At 45.4% G+C, this 16,424-nt stretch carries 16 protein-coding genes; 15 read left to right on the plus strand and 1 reads right to left on the minus strand.

Features of this window, described 5'->3' with window-relative positions:
* Positions 1-509 precede the first annotated feature (509 nt).
* The 7 genes from FGT79_RS25940 (at position 510) to FGT79_RS25965 (ending at position 8,105) form a co-directional block, all read left to right on the plus strand.
* Positions 510-2,084, plus strand: a complete 1,575-nt coding sequence (locus FGT79_RS25940) for a 2-isopropylmalate synthase (RefSeq protein ID WP_246096631.1) — start codon at positions 510-512, stop codon at positions 2,082-2,084.
* 649 nt (positions 2,085-2,733) lie between these two features.
* Complete coding sequence (locus tag FGT79_RS25945; protein ID WP_138755746.1) at positions 2,734-3,477, plus strand: ABC transporter ATP-binding protein; 744 nt, start codon at positions 2,734-2,736, stop codon at positions 3,475-3,477.
* A gap of 66 nt (positions 3,478-3,543) precedes the next feature.
* The gene (locus FGT79_RS25950) at positions 3,544-3,771 is read left to right on the plus strand and encodes a hypothetical protein (RefSeq protein WP_138755747.1); all 228 of its coding nucleotides are present in this window, start codon (positions 3,544-3,546) and stop codon (positions 3,769-3,771) included.
* A gap of 48 nt (positions 3,772-3,819) precedes the next feature.
* The gene (locus FGT79_RS25955; protein ID WP_138755748.1) at positions 3,820-4,752 is read left to right on the plus strand and encodes a polyprenyl synthetase family protein; all 933 of its coding nucleotides are present in this window, start codon (positions 3,820-3,822) and stop codon (positions 4,750-4,752) included.
* A 124-nt stretch (positions 4,753-4,876) separates the two neighbouring features.
* Positions 4,877-5,047, plus strand: coding sequence for a competence pheromone ComX (gene comX / locus FGT79_RS31370; RefSeq protein WP_171056456.1), 171 nt, complete (start codon positions 4,877-4,879; stop codon positions 5,045-5,047).
* A gap of 33 nt (positions 5,048-5,080) precedes the next feature.
* On the plus strand, positions 5,081-7,477 hold the full coding sequence (locus tag FGT79_RS25960) for an ATP-binding protein (RefSeq protein ID WP_138755749.1): 2,397 nt from the start codon (positions 5,081-5,083) through the stop codon (positions 7,475-7,477).
* Positions 7,455-8,105: a response regulator transcription factor gene (locus tag FGT79_RS25965; RefSeq protein WP_138755750.1), complete on the plus strand. Its 651-nt coding sequence runs from the start codon at positions 7,455-7,457 to the stop codon at positions 8,103-8,105. Before FGT79_RS25960 ends, FGT79_RS25965 begins: the two co-directional genes overlap by 23 nt.
* A 340-nt stretch (positions 8,106-8,445) precedes the next feature.
* Here FGT79_RS25965 and FGT79_RS25970 read toward each other — a convergent pair whose 3' ends face one another.
* On the minus strand, positions 8,446-10,380 hold the full coding sequence (locus FGT79_RS25970; protein ID WP_138755751.1) for an ATP-binding cassette domain-containing protein: 1,935 nt from the start codon (positions 10,378-10,380) through the stop codon (positions 8,446-8,448).
* Positions 10,381-10,524: 144 nt separating this feature from the next.
* On the opposite strand from FGT79_RS25970, the gene FGT79_RS25975 reads away from it, so the two are divergent.
* From FGT79_RS25975 to FGT79_RS26010, 8 genes are all read left to right on the plus strand, one after another.
* A complete protein-coding gene (locus FGT79_RS25975; RefSeq protein ID WP_246096632.1) occupies positions 10,525-11,139 on the plus strand; it encodes a 5-formyltetrahydrofolate cyclo-ligase in 615 nt (204 codons plus the stop codon).
* Between the two features lie 85 nt (positions 11,140-11,224).
* A complete protein-coding gene (gene moaC, locus FGT79_RS25980; RefSeq protein WP_138755752.1) occupies positions 11,225-11,695 on the plus strand; it encodes a cyclic pyranopterin monophosphate synthase MoaC in 471 nt (156 codons plus the stop codon).
* A 35-nt stretch (positions 11,696-11,730) separates the two neighbouring features.
* Positions 11,731-12,225, plus strand: a complete 495-nt coding sequence (locus FGT79_RS25985; RefSeq protein WP_138755753.1) for a MogA/MoaB family molybdenum cofactor biosynthesis protein — start codon at positions 11,731-11,733, stop codon at positions 12,223-12,225.
* Complete coding sequence (locus FGT79_RS25990; protein WP_138755754.1) at positions 12,222-13,277, plus strand: molybdopterin-binding protein; 1,056 nt, start codon at positions 12,222-12,224, stop codon at positions 13,275-13,277. Before FGT79_RS25985 ends, FGT79_RS25990 begins: the two co-directional genes overlap by 4 nt.
* Positions 13,278-13,331: 54 nt before the next feature.
* Positions 13,332-13,565 carry a twin-arginine translocase TatA/TatE family subunit gene (tatA, locus tag FGT79_RS25995; protein WP_138755755.1) on the plus strand — a complete coding sequence of 78 codons (234 nt, stop codon included), beginning with the start codon at positions 13,332-13,334 and terminating at the stop codon, positions 13,563-13,565.
* A gap of 131 nt (positions 13,566-13,696) precedes the next feature.
* Positions 13,697-14,449: a twin-arginine translocase subunit TatC gene (gene tatC / locus FGT79_RS26000; RefSeq protein ID WP_138755805.1), complete on the plus strand. Its 753-nt coding sequence runs from the start codon at positions 13,697-13,699 to the stop codon at positions 14,447-14,449.
* A 115-nt stretch (positions 14,450-14,564) separates the two neighbouring features.
* On the plus strand, positions 14,565-15,731 hold the full coding sequence (locus tag FGT79_RS26005) for a YhgE/Pip domain-containing protein (RefSeq protein WP_138755756.1): 1,167 nt from the start codon (positions 14,565-14,567) through the stop codon (positions 15,729-15,731).
* 69 nt (positions 15,732-15,800) lie between these two features.
* A complete protein-coding gene (locus tag FGT79_RS26010; protein WP_171056457.1) occupies positions 15,801-16,391 on the plus strand; it encodes a TetR/AcrR family transcriptional regulator in 591 nt (196 codons plus the stop codon).
* The last annotated feature ends 33 nt before the right edge of the window (positions 16,392-16,424 follow it).

The raw sequence follows: 16,424 nt of genomic DNA on the forward strand, positions 1-16,424 counted from the left end.
GCTATGAACAGGAGCAGTAGAATAGTAAGCTGGCAAATTGGAATTGTGATGACTCAAGGGAACTTGACGAAACAAATCCAAACAGAGAGCTGCGGGTTGGTGTGACGCAGTCGAAGCTGAGGTTTGAATCTCGCCTGGGAGCGGAACGGTGGAAATGACTGCACGAGGCTGCAGTATACTACATCGTTACGGCTAGCCGCCGTCATCGGGCTTTTAAGCGGGCATGAATCCCTGCAGTTAAGCGAGCTGACTTCTATACAGAAGCCGGCTCAGCTCCAAATGACTGCAGCAAGATCCTGTCAATTAGAGTGGTACCACGGCAGCGTAAGCTCGTCGTCTCTTACAAGGAGACGACGAGCTTTTTTTGTGCAAATATAGGAAAATATATCATTTCGCCAACTCTTTCTATATTTCTCGGAATGAAACGCGCCGCATCGCCAAAGGACGGCGACAGCCGTTTCACCTTGCCAAAAATCGAATAACCTACAATCCTATAGGAGGAATTAACAATGACAAACGAAATGAAAAAAATTCAAATATTTGATACGACACTGCGGGACGGCGAGCAATCTCCAGGCGCTTCGCTTGACCCAGAACGCAAAATCATCATTGCACGCCAACTTGGCAAATTAGGAATAGATGTTATTGAGCCGGGGTTTCCTGTATCGAGTCCAGGTGAGTTTGCTGCTGTTCAGCAAATTTCCCGTGAGCTGCAGCATGTAGAAATTGCCGGCTTCGCAAGAGCAGTAAAGGTAGACATTGATGCTGCCGTTAAAGCGACGCAGGATGCGGCGCGAAGACGCCTGCATCTGTTCATCTCCTCCTCTGACATTCATCTCAATCATCAGCTTCGCAAATCGCGTGACGAGGTCGTTCAGATTGCTCGCGATATGGTCGCTTACGGCAAGCAGTTCGTGGATGAGATCGAATTCTCCGCTATGGACTCGACTCGCTCCGGCAGAGATTTTGTGATCCAGCTCGTTGAAGCGGTCATTGCGGAAGGGGCAACGATAATCAATCTGCCAGATACGCTTGGCTACGCGATGCCCGAGGAAATGCGGGAACTTTTCCGCGCCGTGCGAAGTCAGGCGAGAGGTGGAGAAACGGTGCGGTATAGTGCTCATTGCCATAATGATCTTGGTCTAGCCGTAGCTAATAGCATCGCAGCCATCCATGGCGGGGCAACGCAAATTGAGGTCACTGTAAACGGCGTTGGGGAACGCGCAGGTAACTGCTCCTTGGAGGAATTAGTTATGGCCATTGAGACGCGAAAGGATGCGATTCAAGCAGAGACCAATATTCAAATTGGAGAAATATTCGAAACCTCCCGTATGGTCAGCCGTGCAATGAACTTTCCGATTGCATTCAATAAACCAATCGTTGGACGGAATGCGTTCCAGCATGAGTCAGGCATTCATCAGGATGGCTTGCTGAAAAATCGCAATACGTATGAAATTATGGACCCAGAAGCAATGGGGATTCCCCGCAACATGATTATTCTTGGCAAGCACTCCGGTCGCCATGCGATCAAGCATCGGCTATCGGAATTCGGCATTGATCTGACGGATGCACAGCTTCAAGATGTATACGACAAATTCAAAGTGAAGGCGGATGCGCAAAAAATAGTTACAGATGATGAGCTGATTCGCATCGCGGGAGAACTGACGCAGACGCAGCCTGATCCATACGTGCTGGTTGACCTGCATGTACATGCAGGCACGCAGCGTTCACGAACGGCAACCGTTACGATTCGCGAGAATGAATATGGAGTAGAGCAATCCTATATGGCAATGGGTGCAGGTCCGATTGAAGCAGTCATTCATGCTATTCAGCAGGCCATTCCAGTAGCAGCCGAATTCGAGGATCTGGAGCTTCACTCGCTATCAACTGGAGAGGACGCGCATGGCGAGGCAGTCGTTAGTATCATACACGAGCAGCAGCGATTCCGTGGAACATCGATTCATGATGATATTGTTCTTGCAGCCGCACAGGCTTACGTAGCTGCTTGCAACCAAGCGGTTATGACCACAGGCAGCAGAGTGGTTCAACGTGTAGAAGCGGAACAAGCAGTTACTCAGAAATAGTAGAGGCGTGTGAGGATGGATATCGATCATTTCTGCAAATGCTGGTTGATTATGCGGATAATGAACATCTACTAAGTTCATCCACAATTTTACTTTACATCGAAATTAGAAAATAGAGTTAAAAAACTTCCAAAATTAGTGTTGTGCACAAAGTTATCCACATAACCCCCTTGAATTGTGTATAAAATGCTGAAATGCGCGAAAACACTGGATTTACTAAAGGTTAATACTGTGGATGAAAAGGGGATGGATTTTTCAGAAAAGCGCTGTGGGTATTGTGGATAAAGTGGATAAGTACTGCGGGTATGAGAAGATGTACCTATATATCGACGAAATCCGCGTAAATGCTACTCTAACGCTAAAGCACTACTGACTGAATTAACTAACAATTTATACAGAATTGTTAATAACTCTGTGGATAATTAAAAGAGACTTATTTTACTATGGAAAACCATAGAAATAAGTCTCTTTTTGTTTTGCGCTTGTATTGCGGTCACGCAAAAATATTGCGGAAATTACTAGGTAAGTTTTCGGTGAAAAAAAGAGCAGCATGCGTTATCGTAAAACTATGACGCATACCAAAACATAAATCTCACCTTAAAGCGAGTCAACTAACAATGCTTTAGTGTGAATGGAGGTTAGCCCAAGAATGGATAAGGAAACGATCATTCAGGTAAGCTCGGTCAGCAAGTATTATGGTGCGAATAAGGCAGTAGATTCCGTATCCTTCAAAGTTAATGAAGGAGAATTGTTTGGTATTATTGGCATGCATGGTGCTGGGAAAACGACACTGCTCGAGATGCTAATGGGCATTCGTATGCCGGATCAGGGGAGTATTCGAATCTATGGACATGATGTTGTACTAGAGGCGGAGCGTCTGAAGGAAGACATCGGCATCCATCTGCAAAGCACGTCCTTAGTGGATAAAATGAATGTTCGCGAAGCAATGGAGATGTTCCAAGGCTTCTACAAACGTAAAAATAACCTAGATCATATCATAGAGCAATTCGGACTCAGCCCTTACTCGGATAAGCTGGTAAAACGATTATCTGGCGGTTGGAGGCAACGTACTGCACTGGCGATTGCGCTTGTGAATGATCCCAAGATCATCTTTTTGGACGAGCCTACTACGGGTCTTGACCCTCAGGCCAAAAGAGACTACTGGACACTGCTTGAGCTTCTTAGAAAGCAAGGGAAAACGATTATCGTCGCTTCTCATGATATGGAGGATATGCAGCGCAATTGCAATCGTGTGTGCGTAATGCGCAAGGGTGAATTCACAGCATGCGACAATCCATCTGCACTTATTGCCCAGTTGCCCGGAGGCGGCCTTACGATGGAAGCCGTGTACATGCATCACGCAGTTGAATGGAATGGGAGTGTCAGCGTATAAGGTATCGGTAGATTAACGATAAGCAATTACTTGCATGGACATACCTCAAGGAGGGCTTTTCAGTCAATGGATCATCGCGATCGCATCGAAAGTCCGTCAGTCGAGCGCAGAAAGCTTATTGAAAAAAGAATGGAGATGATTGCAAGCTTAACGAATCGAATGAACGAGGGGGAAAGTCAAAAGCAAGAGGAAGAAACGAAAAAAAAGCGCAAACGTACCCACGACTGTTACGGCATAAGCACATTGAATAGGTTGGCGCGATTCGTCACGACATTTCAACGTATGTTCTCTTAATGAAATCATAGTATAATAGTAGCATCTTGAAGTGGCGGAGGATCGCTTGTGAAAGATTGTAATCCACTCATTGGTCAACATATGCAACAATTGGCTCAGCGGTACTTCACAGCTGGGCCGCTTGCTCGTTTCGCTGAGCGATACATAAAGGATAAGCTTAATGAGTCCTTACGATTCGGGCAGTTGACCGTTATTCATTATCGTATGTTTGGCGGTCAAGGTGATAGTGCATATAAGGTAGCAGCAGCAGTTGAGTTATTCATTCTGGCGTCGGATATATTGGATGATCTGCAGGATCAGGACGCGCCAGGTAAACCATGGATGCAAGACCCGCTTCCTATAGCACTTCATGTTGCAACAGCGCTGCTTACGCTGTCGCAGCAAGCGATGCTCGACGGCGCAGCGGGGACAGAAACGAAAATCGGTTTGGTGGCATTAATGAATGATAGGCTGCTTCGATCCGCAAATGGCCAGATGCTGGATATTCTGAATGAGATGCAGGATGAGCAGGCATATCTGGAAGTCATTAAGCAGAAGTCAGGATCGTTGCTGCAATTCGCATGCATGGCGGGAGTTATGGCTGCAGGCTTACCTTGGAATGACACTGTTGCTGAATATGCGATCGAAATCGGGATTGCTGCCCAAATTCAGAATGATTTGAGAGATTTGCTTCGTTGGGATGAGAAAAGCGATTTCCTCCAGCGGAAACGAACCTTGCTTACCTTGTATTTAATAGAAGGAGAAGCGGAAGAGGATCAATGGATTAAGCATTATTTTGAGTGCCGTTTATCTACAGAAGATGTGGCAATGAAACGCGACCTTTTTTTTGAAACCTGTGAAAGAACAGGAGCGATATTGTATGGCTCCGTTATGAGCCGGATGCACTACAATCGTTTTGAGGAGTTAGTTGATTCGTTTGAGCAAATAAGCGCATGGAAATCAACATTGCTGGATCTCGTAAACGATAAAGTGAGATATTAACAAATCGCGCAAAAGCGACTTCGGTAAATACGAATCACTTTTGCGTTTTCTGTCGTTTCTTTTCCTGTTATAGTAGAATAGTCTAGAGAAATTAAAATAGTAGAAAAGAAGCGGAGGAGTTAAAATGTTAAAAGAAACGATTCGTCAGTTGGTAAGCAGCACTGAAAAAATGTCTATGACTATGGGTGGACAAATGCAATTAGCAGGTGTTTCTGCAGCGGAACAGAAAGCACTCCTTGGTGAATTAAAGAATAAAAACGAAAAAAACAGCGGCTACGCATTTTTGTGGAACTAGTCGTTTGAATTTGCTTGAAGGGAAGAGGACTGCATGAGACCTACGATTCTAAACCGCATTATCGCGCTCCTCTTCCTTGCTCTGTTTGTATCTGCACTTGTATATCTGACCGTGGTTATCGTCAGAATTCCATCAATTGGCGCTGTTTTGACGGAAGACGCCAGCAATCGTTATTTTGTAAAGTCGATGGAGCCTGCAGGACAAGCAGAGGTAAAAGGAATACGGATTGGGGATCAGATATTACAAGTCAATGGAATGCCAGTAAGTGATTACGAGAATGTGAAGAAATATAATCTTATTGAATATGCGGATAACGTTACTGTTCTACATAAGGATAATGAGAGACAAGAGATCACTTTCCAGAAAGGCTGGTCAGGTGATCATTCATTGTGGGAATTATTAATACAATTATATATTCCTGGCATATCTCTCGTTATTTTTTGTGCCTTCTCTGGATTCCTTTACGCGAAACGACGTAATGACAAAGCTGCCATTATGCTTATTTTGTTTTTTCTTTCAATAGGTTTATGCTACTATAGCTCAGCTGCATCGAATCGCAGTGATCCGATCGGTATTACAGTGATCTATTTGGTTTTACCGAATATTCCGCTGCTGTTCATGAGTTTTATGAATATTTATTTAATACGTTTTGATGCTCGTTTAATTAGTAAACGGGTATTATCGTCATTATTTGCTGTAGTTGGATTAGTAGGCTTAGCCAGTCTGACCTATATTTGGACAGACCTGTCTTCTATTCAGATTTATACATACATTCAAATAGCCTATAGCAGCTCCGTGCTACTAGGTAATTTCGTGTGCGTCTATGTGCTTATCCGGAAATTCATTCAGCATCGACGTACGAAACTGCACTCCTTGTTTACGATTACACTCATTTCACACCTAGTAGCTTTTACTCCGTTTGCATTACTGAATCTATTACCTCAGATTATTGGCAAGGAGCAGGTGCTGCCCGCTGCTTTCACGGCGCTATTCCTATTTGTTCTGCCAATCGTGTATTTCTATCTATCGACCTCTAATCAACTATTCGACATCGATTTTATTTTAACACGGTTTAAGTACTATACAGCGCTGTCGTTATTTCCATCTATCATTGTGGCAGCTCTAGTGGCATTTGTCATATTAGGAGAGAATAGTCCGTCTTGGTCCGTATGGTTTGGCGTGTTTTTTGTCATTTACATCGGAATGACGTTGTTTTTATATGCAAAGGAACAAATTGACCAGCGTTTCAGGCCTAGGCTCTTTAAAGCGATGTACAGCTATCAGGATAGTTTGGACCGATTTTCCCGTAAAATAGCGAGAGTCATGAAGCAAGGCGACCTAGAAGCGGTTCTAAAACAAGAGATCTCCGAGCTTCTGCCGGTGAAACGAATTACCTTCCTGCTAGTAGAGCAATCGGAGAACACCGTCTATCCAATGGGTGATCACCCGGAGGAGCTTATTACTGCCGAGTTTCTGCTAGGTACCGTGAACTCGCTTCAGGTTGGAGAGCTTATTGAACTACCCTATGGATTAGGGCTTGTTATAGGCAGACAGCGTTCCAGATACCATATTTTATGGATTGGAATGAAAACGAACCATACCCGCTTCAATTCGGATGAGGTTCGTTGGCTGAAGACGATGTCTAATTATGCGAGTATTGTGTTTGAAAACCTATATCTGATTGAAGGATTAATAGAGGATCTAGAATCTGAGGTTCGTAAAGAGCATTCTACTTCGCCGTGGGTACTTCGCCTATTATTCTGCCTCTCTGAGAATGAGAGAAGGAAGCTTGCTGCAGATTTGCATGATTCAGCACTGCAGGATCAGCTGTTATGGTATAGGAAGCTTGAAGCTATTATGATGGATTATCCGATCTCCAGCAGTCTTGGACGAGAGCTTGAGGATATTAAAGAAGGTCTACTGGATGTCATTCATCAGATTCGAGAGACATGCAATGAACTTCGTCCTCCTCTACTGAAAGAGATGGGTGTTGTTGAAGCTGTTGAATCTATTATTGAGCATACACAAATGAGGGTTAATTTCGCGGTCGATTTCCGAGCGAAAACGTTTAACCGACCACTTAACGAAGAGCAGATTACGGCGATTTATCGTATCGTGCAAGAATTGCTGCGTAATGCGGATAAGCATTCGCAAGCGAAGCTAGTTACCCTTGAGCTTGAGCTGCGGCAAGGAACCATATATTTCCGATATCAGGATGATGGTGTCGGTATGGATGTTAATCAAATGATTGTTTCATTTGAGCATATGGGGTTATCTGGCATTAAAGAGCGTGTGACGGGTCTTGAAGGAGACATAACATTTTATTCAGAAAGCGGTAATGGCCTCGAGGTTGTTATATTATTGCCAGAGATCATGACAACCGGTAGATCGGAGAGGGGTATATCGCGTGATTCGTATCTTATTAGTTGATGATCATCCTTCTGTAGGTGAAGGAACTAAAAATATGATTGAACAGGATTGTGAGATGTTGGTTTCGGTTGTGCTATCTGCGGTCGAAGCACTAGATATCGTACAAATCGAGCAATTTGATCTCATCCTATGCGATTTGAATATGCCGGGCATCAGTGGTTTAGAGTTAACCAAAAGACTTATTCAACAAGATCCGGAAAGAAAGGTTATTATTTATTCTGGCTATGAGATTGGTTCGCACTTTAATCTGCTTATCGAATCCGGCGTTTCGGGTTTTATATCTAAGACTGTATCTCGAGAACAGCTGCACAATGCGATTCGGTGTGTAATGAGAGGCGATACGGTGATACCGATTTCGTTATTAAAGCAGCTGAGACGGCATGAGGTGACGATAGGCCGCACAGAAGTCGCGATAGAGGATGTATCGATCAACGAGAAGGAGCAAACGATTCTACACGAGGTCGCTACTGGAATTAGCAATAAGGAGCTTGCTGCGATGCTTCATGTTAGTCAGCGGAATGTAGAGTACCAACTATCGCGTATTTTTGATAAACTCAACGTTCGCTCACGCTCCGAAGCAATTAAAGAGGCACAGCGATTAGGGTTAATTAGTTTAGAACAGTACTAGGATGATCAATATAGCTTAAATAGGCTAACTGTTTAGCGGATTAAACATAAACGGCAGATTATGGTTGCTCACCTTAATCTGCCGTTTATGTATTTGAGAGGAGTTAAGTTTGCAGTTTCTCTTGATAGCCGAACATACTTTTTACAACAAGCTAAGCCTATCAAGATCCAGACACTCTGCAACTAATACGTCTGTTAAGCCGGTTACACCAAAAGCAAGCCAACCGCGACCCCTTGAGGCTGAACAGAAGCGATAACCCAGTCCAGCAGTTGATCTGGCGCAGCATCTGTAGACGAGTACTTCATTGTATCGCCGTCCTTCCTAAAGGGTAATCGTACTATTACATATACTGTTCCCACTCTTCATAAGCAGAAGCTAATGAGGTTTTACGGGCTTCGATAACAGCTTGGATCTCCTGAATGCGGACATAATCATTAAATATGGAAGGGTCAGTCAGTTGCTCTTCCAGCTCTAGAATTTGCTGCTCTAAGGCTGCAATGTCCTGCTCCAATTGTTCCAGCTTCCGCTGTCGGGCTCGTTCCTCCCGTTTAGCTTGCTTGTCGGCTTCGTATGAATTCGCAGGGACATTGTCGGAAACGGTGGCAGATTTCGAGCCTGAAGCCTGTTTGGACGAGGCTTCGAGCCGTGCCTCCTCAATTTCAAGTTTTTTCTCTATCATTTCGTCATAATTTCCTAGGAAATGATCAGTTCCTGACGGTTTGAGTTCGACAATTCGCTCGGCCATCTTGTTAAGAAAGTAGCGGTCATGTGATATGAAGAGCAGGGTACCTTCATAGTCGAGCAAAGCGGATTCAAGTACTTCTTTACTGAATAGATCGAGATGGTTGGTCGGCTCATCCAGAATCAATAGGTTAGCTTGAGCAAGCATCAGCTTGGCTAAGGATACACGAGCTTTCTCACCGCCACTAAGGGAAGATACTCGTTTCAATACATCTTCTCCGCTGAATAGGAAATTGCCAAGCACTGTACGGATGCGTGCTTCCTCCATATGGGAGTACTCACCCCAAACCTCTTCTAGAACAGTGTTCTGTCCGTTCAACCTTGTCTGCTCTTGGTCATAGTAGCCGACTTTGACATGAGATCCGAATTTAATGGTACCTGTCGTTGGCTGATTTTGACCAACAATGACCTTGAGCAGTGTCGATTTCCCTATGCCGTTAGGACCGATGAGGGCAACCGTTTCACCGCGTGTAAGCTGAAAGGACACATTACGGAATATCGGAACTTCTTTCTCAGGGAAAGTAACGGAAATATCGCTGATCCCGAGCACATCTTTACCAGTAGATCTTTCGATTTCGAAAGTGAATTGCGCTTTTTTTAAATCGCCTTGCGGCTTGTCCAATCTGTCCATCTTATCAAGCGATTTCCTTCTGCTCTGGGCGCGCTTAGTCGTTGAGGCTCGAACAATGTTGCGTTGAACAAATTGCTCCATGCGCGAGATTTCATCCTGCTGCTTCTCGAATTGCCGCATGTTGATCTCGTACTCCGCAGCTTTCAGCTCCATGTAGCGACTGTAATTGCCTGTATAGCGCTTAGAGACATGGCGCTCGATTTCGATAATGGTTTGGGCAAGGGCATCTAGAAAGTAGCGGTCATGTGAAACGACAAGAATGGCGCCTGAATAGCCGCGCAAGTAAGACTCTAGCCAGGTTAATGTCTCAATGTCGAGATAGTTGGTAGGCTCATCCAGCATAAGCAAATCCGGTGCTTGCAGCAATATACGGGCTAGAGCAAGTCGCGTCTTCTGTCCGCCGCTAAGTGTCGAAATCAGCGTATCAGCAGGAAAGTTCCCGAAGCCCATCCCGTGCAGAACACTGTTAATGCGTGTGTTGATTTCGAAGCCGCCTTGCTCTCGAAACTCATCCGAACGTTTGGAATAGCGGTCGAGTGTGCTTGCATACCGCTTCTCATCCTGATGAAGAGCTGGATCAGCAATTTTGATTTCAAGTTCGCGCAGCTCTTGCTCTGCATCAAGTAAATGTGCAAACACGGCGCGCATTTCTGCCTCAATGGTACGATTGGACTGCAATCCGCTGTTTTGAGCCAAGTAGCCGATTTTGGTTTCTTTAGCCTTGTGAATTGCTCCCGAGTCGGCAGACATCTCGCCGGCAATGATTTTTAACAGCGTTGATTTCCCTGCACCATTCACGCCTACGAGTCCGATCCGTTCCCGCTCTTGTACTTGCATCGAAATATTGGATAATACGACATTTACGCCGTAGCTTTTTGTAATATTAGAAACCTGCAGCAGCATTTAGAAACCTCCAACAAAAAATTGTAAAGAACGAATGCTTTTACTACTCAATAGTGTACCATAAACGAGCGTCAGCATTGGCGAAAGTTGCATAACAGTGGTAAACTACTTTTAATGAAACAATAATGACGGGAACTAGAATAGGTGAGTATTCTGATCAAGCCAAATCTACCGGGCGATAAAGCTTACATACGGAATCAAATGACCCTGAAGCGGAATAGCTTGTCTCTGGAGCAGCGGGAAATATGGTCAGAGATGGCATGTACGCAAGCACAAGAATGGCTTGAGGAGCAAGGCGCAGCTGCGATCATGGTCTATGTTGCCTTTCGCAGCGAGCTTGATTTCTCTGCGCTAATCGAATGGTGCTGGCGTACGGGGGTGGATGTTATTGTCCCAAGATGCATAGCTATGGATCGCTCGATGACGCTTTATTATTTGCGGAGCTGGGACGACCTGCAAGTCGGTGCATATGGAATTATGGAGCCAGATCCAGACAGGGCAGAAATGGCTGAGCAAGTGAGACCGTCTGTTGTCTTAGTTCCAGGTCTAGCATTTGACAGGCAAGGAGGCCGACTTGGTTATGGCGGCGGCTATTACGATCGGTTTGCCGAGGCTATTCAGAATGTGAATCGAGAGCATGCAGACATGATTTGGTTAGGCGCAGCATTCGAAGAACAGCTTATCGACGAGGTCCCGCTTGAGCAGCATGATTTGAGAATGAGCGGGATCATTACCGAGCGCGGTGTACGTATGCATTAACATAAAGAAAGAGTATGGCGATGGTTACGATGGGCTTAGACTCTTGTGAGGCAAGCTTTTGTTACCAGTAGAAGGAGCGATAGTTGTGGGACTGACACATTTCAACGAGCAGGGTCGAGCACGGATGGTAGACATCACAGATAAGGAAATTACTTCGCGCACGGCAGTTGCTCATACAAAGGTAACGATGAATCCAGAAACATTAGAACAAATTAAAGCGGGTAAGATTGGGAAAGGCGATGTGCTTGCAGTTGCGCAGGTGGCAGCGATTATGGCTGCCAAAAAAACAGCTGATTGGATTCCAATGTGCCATCCGCTTCCGCTTACAGGCATCAACGTGGTATTCAGCGATAATGGAGCGGATGAGCTTTATATAGAAGGAACCGTCAAAACGACCGGAAAAACCGGCGTTGAAATGGAAGCTCTCACAGCCGTCTCAGCCGCAGCACTGACTGTATACGACATGTGCAAGGCGCTGCAAAAGGATATGGTAATCGGTCCGACACAGCTTGTCTCCAAAAAAGGCGGCAAAAGCGGCGACTATCAAATCTCGTAAAACCCATGAGCGAACAAGGAATGGGAGGAATGTAAATGCGGTGGAAGGTAGCAATATTAACGGCAAGCGATAAGGGCTCACGCGGTGAACGCGAGGATACGAGCGCACAGGTTATTCGTGAATTAGTTGAGGAAGAGCTGGGCGGTGAAATTATTGATTATCGGATCGTTCCAGATGAGCAGGATGAAATTATGGCGGCGATTATTGAGATGACCGAATATTTTCAAGCGGATCTTGTATTAACAACGGGAGGAACTGGTCTTGCCCTGCGTGATGTAACGCCAGAGGCAACGCTCAAGGTTATTGACCGCGCTGTTCCTGGCCTTGCTGAGGCTATGCGGATGGGAGCGCTCCAGAAAACAAGAAGAGCGATGCTATCAAGAGGCGTGTGCGGAATCCGTGGCAGCTCGCTCATCATAAACTTGCCGGGCAGTCCCAAGGGCGTGCATGAAAGCTTAATGGCTATAATGGATCAACTGCCGCATGCGCTCGATATTTTATCGGGAAAGATGGGAGAGCATAGTGTATGAGCCAGGAACAGAAGCAATTAGAAGGCGAGATTCAGCAGAGTGAGTCGACGATTCTGAAAGAAGTGTCGGTTCATGAGGCGATTGGCCTGCGATTGGCTCATGACTTGACTCGCATTATTCCAGGTGAGTTCAAAGGTCGTTTGTTTAAAAGAGGCCACATCGTGACGGAAGCAGATATTCCTAAGCTTCTTGACATTGGGAAAGAGCATATATACATTATGGAGCTCGGAGCAAACGATTTGCATGAGGATGATGCTGCTATTCGTATGGCAGAAGCGCTATATGGGGAGCATCTATTGTTAGCAGAGCCTCATGAGGGCAAGGTTAGTATCAAATCGGATATGCTGGGGCTTGCAGAGATCGATAAGGGAATCGTTGATGCCATTAATGGGCTCGGAGAAATTGCGCTTGCAACCATTAAGTCCAAAACAGTAGTCAAGTCTGGGCAGCCTCTTGCTGCGACGAGAGCGATACCTCTTGTTGTACCAAGAACGAAGGTTGAAACGGTGGAGAGACTTGCGGCTGAATATCGCTTAGCAAACGATGGTGAAGCCCCGCTTCGCGTACGTCCTTTCCAAAAGCTGAGGATCGGCTTGCTGACGACTGGCGGAGAAGTATACAGCGGTAGAATTACTGATAAGTTCGGGCCGGCCGTGAAGAATAAGCTGGAGGAGCTGGGATCAGAGGTAGCGGAGCAAAGGTTCTCTCCGGATGATCGACAAACAATTGTCAAGGAAATACACTATTTGCTGGAACAAGGGTATGATATGATATTAGTGACGGGCGGAATGTCGGTTGATCCCGATGATCGTACGCCTGGTGCGATTAAAGCCGCAGGCGCGGATATCGTAAGTTACGGAACGCCGATGCTTCCAGGTTCAATGCTGCTTGTAGGCTATATAAATGGTAAACCGATTATGGGGTTGCCAGGCTGTGTCATGCATGATCCATATACGTCCTTCGATGTGCTCCTGCCACGCATGCTTGCAGGGGATGTCATCGTACGAGAAGATATTGTCGGTATGGGCTACGGCGGTTTAAACAATTGCTAAGGATATATGCTTGCGAAAAGGAATGGATTCGTAAGACATGGAGGAGGTAATAAGATGTCAGGAATAGGTGCAACGGGTATTATATTGCTCGTGTTGGTTGCTTTGCTTCTGTTTGGACCGAACAAGCTGCCAGAGCTCGGCCGTGCTTTCGGACGGACGCTGCGGGAATTCAAAGCAGGCGCAAGAGATATGATGGATGATGATGATCGCAAGGACAAGGATTCCAGTCGTGCAGAAGTGAATCGTTCGGAAAATAATGATAAAGACAATAAGCGGCTGCCGGATTAATCGGGCCCGCTTTTTTATTGAATAAAAGGCAGCAAGCGCTGGGCAAGGGAGGTAAGCAAAAGGTGGGGTCGGAAGAACATAACAAATCGAAGCCAAAATCGCGCAAAGCACTTCTTCGTGAGGAGGGGCTGATGCCGCTGCTTGAGCATCTTGGCGAGCTTCGCAAGCGACTCGTATATGTGTTGATTATTTTAGTGCTTGGCTTGGTGATCGGGCTTGTATTCGCACAGCCAGTTTATGATTTCCTTATGAGCCAGAAGCCAGCCAATACCATTTCTTTACATACGTTCTCGCTATGGGACGGCATCGGGATGTATATGAAATTTGCATTCGTTATTGCTTTGATCTTGGCAATGCCGATGATTGCTTTTCAGCTGTGGGCGTTCGTAAAGCCAGCACTGCGCAAGAATGAGCAGCGATCCACGCTGAAATATGTGCCGTTCGCTCTTCTTATGTTTTTAATCGGACTGGCTTTTTCTTATTTCGTTGTATTTCCGCTTGCGTTCAATTTCACAAGGACGGTCTCGCAGCATCTGAACTTGGAAGAAACGTATGGTATTGCTCAGTATTTCACGTTCATGTTTAATTTGCTCATACCGATATCGCTTTTATTCGAGCTTCCGCTTGTCATTATGTTCTTGACAGCTATTCGCTTGGTAAATCCGAAACGGCTTCGCAAGATGCGCAGGTTTGCCTATTTCGTTATGGTGTTTATTGGAGTAGTCATAACGCCGCCGGATTTCATATCGGATATATTGGTGGCCATACCGTTAATCATCTTGTATGAGATCAGTGTGTTCTTATCGGGCACGGTACACAAAAAGCAATTAGCCGCAGACGCGAAATGGGAAGCGGAATTCGATAGCTCGCTTCATAAGGCTTAGTGGAGAAGGGGAAATTCCTCTTCTTCTTTTTTTTGTTGACAAAACTTTGATTTCTTCGTAATATTTAAACAAACGTTTAAAACAAATGTTTAAATATACGGTAGGAGTGAAAATAATGAAAAACGCACTACAAGCTTTTATGAAACGTCCAACGACTTGGGTTGGGCTTATTACGGCCATTATGTTCCAGGTCATTTTCTCAGTTATATGGATGACAGGCTACAATGGCGTGACTGACCGTATTGATCAGTTGAAAATTGCTGTAGTCAACGAAGATAAGCAAATGGGGCAGCAAATAGCGACAGGCTTGCTTGAGAACCTGCCATTCCAAATGAGTCAAATCGATAGCGTAGACGAAGCGAAGCAGCAGCTTAACGCACGTGAGCTTCAGATGCTTGTTGTCGTCCCAGCTGACTTCACGCAGAAGGCTTCAGCAGCGGATGGCACAGCTTCCATTTCATATTTCATTAATGAATCAAACCCGGCGCTGATCAAAAGCATCATGAGCGGTGCGGCTGCACAAATTACGGCTCAAATCAACGGTCAAGCTGTTGCAGGCGGCATTCAAACAGTACTCGGCAATATGAACATGCCAGCTGATCAGGCCGCATCAGCGGCACAAGGGTTGGCACAGCGCGTTATGTCGGATATCCAGTCTACAAATGTGGTAAAAGGTATGAATAATCAGATGGTTCCGATGATGATGGTACTGGCATCCTACGTTGGCGCGATGATTATGGGGATGAACTTTGAGCAGTCCTCTATGGCAGTTAGTGGAGCGGTTAGTAGATGGCACCGCTTCGGTGTTAGAAGCATCCTTAATGTGATTGCAGCGGTTGTCGTATCACTAGTAGGTTCAACGCTGCTTGCTTCCTTTGGTGGTCAAATAGCACATGGCTTCCTTCATATTTGGTTCTTCCAGCTGCTGTTCGTACTCACATTTATTTTTGTATCGCAGCTATTCCTTTACTTGTTCGGTATGGCCGGTATGCTGTTTAACATTATTTTGTTATCTGCGCAGCTTGTTACTTCAGGCGCAATCGTGCCGCGTGAGCTGCTGTCAGACTTCTACATTAAGCTGGGCGATGCCCTGCCTGCAACCTATGCAGTAGAAGGCACAATGAATATCCTGTTTGGCGGTCCAGCGGCAACATCTGACGCTCTCAAGCTTAGCCTTATTGCAGTGGTAGCTATCGTGATAAGTATGCTAGCTGTAGCCATTAAGAAACAGCCGTTGCAGCAGCATCAGCCAAAGGTTGCGGTTGCAGGCCATAAACGATAAGGTTAAGCACTTGCCGTTACGCCTGGTATTATTCACAATAAAAGAAATATGCTAAAGTGGAGGACCGAGATGACAACAGGAGATACGGATATTAAAGTGAGAATCTTGTTAGCTGCCAAAAAGCTGTTCGCAAAGCACGGCTTCGAAAAAACGACTGTACGGCAAATTTGCGAGGAAGCGGGAGCTAATGTTGCCCTCGTTTCCTACCACTTTGGCGGAAAAGAAAATATGTTTGGCGCTTTATTCGAGCAGTTTTTCCCTAATGATCAAATTTCTAAAGTGAATCCACACTTAAGTCCTCTTGATGGTGTTAAACTTATCGTCAGTGAAGTGACCAAGTTCAGATATCGCGACCCTCAGCTTATTGGTATCATACAACAGGAAATTATTATGAACACAGAGCGTATTCAAAAAATACGAGAACATGTGATGCCCATGTGGAGGCTGCTGCGTAATTGGCTGCGGCAAGGCGAGGAACAGGGAATATTCCAATTCCGCTCACTGGATACCGCGTTTATGTCAATCGTAGGAACACTATTGTTCCATAGACATACGGAATACTGGGCTATTATGCTTGATGAAGGAAAGCCTGAGCTGGATCAGATGATTGAGGATTTGAGCATTTTCATTTTGGCTGGACTGCAATACAAACTTAAATAATTGACAACGAATACCGCCTGTGAGCAATCGCTG

The organism is Paenibacillus sinopodophylli (assembly GCF_005930355.1).
In the GTDB taxonomy this organism is placed as follows: domain Bacteria; phylum Bacillota; class Bacilli; order Paenibacillales; family Paenibacillaceae; genus Pristimantibacillus; species Pristimantibacillus sinopodophylli.

Bases quoted from the DNA above. Each gene is read 5' to 3' on its own strand.
- FGT79_RS25940 (WP_246096631.1), top strand. From the start codon at position 510: ATGACAAACGAAATGAAAAAAATTCAAATATTTGATACGACACTGCGG.
- FGT79_RS25945 (WP_138755746.1), top strand. From the start codon at position 2,734: ATGGATAAGGAAACGATCATTCAGGTAAGCTCGGTCAGCAAGTATTAT.
- FGT79_RS25950 (WP_138755747.1), top strand. From the start codon at position 3,544: ATGGATCATCGCGATCGCATCGAAAGTCCGTCAGTCGAGCGCAGAAAG.
- comX (WP_171056456.1), top strand. From the start codon at position 4,877: ATGTTAAAAGAAACGATTCGTCAGTTGGTAAGCAGCACTGAAAAAATG.
- FGT79_RS25960 (WP_138755749.1), top strand. From the start codon at position 5,081: ATGAGACCTACGATTCTAAACCGCATTATCGCGCTCCTCTTCCTTGCT.
- FGT79_RS25970 (WP_138755751.1), bottom strand. From the start codon at position 10,380: ATGCTGCTGCAGGTTTCTAATATTACAAAAAGCTACGGCGTAAATGTC.
- FGT79_RS25985 (WP_138755753.1), top strand. From the start codon at position 11,731: ATGCGGTGGAAGGTAGCAATATTAACGGCAAGCGATAAGGGCTCACGC.
- FGT79_RS25990 (WP_138755754.1), top strand. From the start codon at position 12,222: ATGAGCCAGGAACAGAAGCAATTAGAAGGCGAGATTCAGCAGAGTGAG.
- tatA (WP_138755755.1), top strand. From the start codon at position 13,332: ATGTCAGGAATAGGTGCAACGGGTATTATATTGCTCGTGTTGGTTGCT.
- tatC (WP_138755805.1), top strand. From the start codon at position 13,697: ATGCCGCTGCTTGAGCATCTTGGCGAGCTTCGCAAGCGACTCGTATAT.
- FGT79_RS26005 (WP_138755756.1), top strand. From the start codon at position 14,565: ATGAAAAACGCACTACAAGCTTTTATGAAACGTCCAACGACTTGGGTT.
- FGT79_RS26010 (WP_171056457.1), top strand. From the start codon at position 15,801: ATGACAACAGGAGATACGGATATTAAAGTGAGAATCTTGTTAGCTGCC.